This is a genomic window from Escherichia sp. KCJ4928, assembly GCF_004352695.1.
Classification (GTDB): Bacteria; Pseudomonadota; Gammaproteobacteria; order Enterobacterales; family Enterobacteriaceae; genus ECMA0423.
In genome coordinates, this window is the sequence record NZ_SJWV01000431.1 from 1 (window position 1) to 1,117 (window position 1,117).

1 protein-coding gene and 1 pseudogene are annotated in these 1,117 nt (G+C 33.6%); both read right to left on the bottom strand.

The window, feature by feature from the left end:
- A partial coding sequence (locus E0D98_RS24575) for a ParB/RepB/Spo0J family partition protein (RefSeq protein WP_131891309.1) occupies positions 1 to 565 on the bottom strand: 565 nt, incomplete at its 3' end.
- A pseudogene (locus E0D98_RS24580) lies at positions 535 to 1,117 on the bottom strand (recombinase family protein); the annotation flags it as partial. The pseudogene E0D98_RS24580 and the gene E0D98_RS24575, both read right to left, overlap by 31 nt.

The window sequence follows — 1,117 nt, forward strand, 5'->3', positions numbered from 1 at the left end:
ATTTTTTATCATATGCTTCGGTAAGAATATCTTGTGCTTCCTCAGTTTCACATCTTGCAAATTGCACTGCGAGATACAGAGGCAAATTACCCCGTTCGACTGCTGAGAGAAGTTTATGCTCTCCCTTATCAAGTAGCATATTAATACTGCTCACCCAGTTCGATGAATATCCAGTAATCTCACTTATTTCGGAGTCTGAAAGTCCTCTGATTTTCATGTCTTTAATCACCTGTAATAACTCATTAGAACGTGGTCTTCTCCTTGCAATGTTTTCAACTAAACTCATAACGTAAGCATCTTCTTCTGATACATCTCTTATAATTGCTGGAATAATAGTTTCACCTAATGCAACGAGAGCCTCTATTCTCCCTTGACCACAAATTAAAGCATATTTGAAATCGCCTTCATCAATAGCTCTTACGCTTATAGGCTTGCTTAATCCTCTTTTTTTTATGCTTTCCTTTATTTCTTCATGCACTACCTTATTTCTTGTTCGTGGGTTAAGAAATTTTATTTTTGCAATCTCAATTTGAATTATTGGGAATTCATTTTTTTCAGGCAGCATATAGTTCCCCTCACTTTCATGCGAGTAATAATTTGTAGAAGTTTATCAAGATTATCAAATCTATAGAGATCTAATCGAATGTTGTTTGTTTCCGTCATGCACATTTTATTATATTCGTTTTCAATCTTTGGTATGATATAAAAATCAAGAGGTGAAATATTTTGTGAATTCATTCGTATAACAATTGTTATGTCTGCTTTCTGTGAGTTATCAAACCGGACTTTCCATCTAAGTTTACCTGATTTCATATGTATGCATTTAGTAACAAGGACGGAAATTAAAAACTCATCATTGATGTAAAGCATTGGGGCATATTTATACTCGTCTATATGACAGTTACTTTTTAAAATTTCACCCTTAAAATCCTCAATTATCTCTGAGTAAAATGATCTTAGTGCTTCATTTATTTTGAGATAGCTGTAATCATGTTCTGGCTTATAACCAATCAAAGTATATGCTCTTAAAAGACCACCAAATCGGGTTCTATAAACAGAAGATGAAGGGCCTGTATCATCTTCATCAATGATAAAGCCTGATAGTTTTCCATTAGAT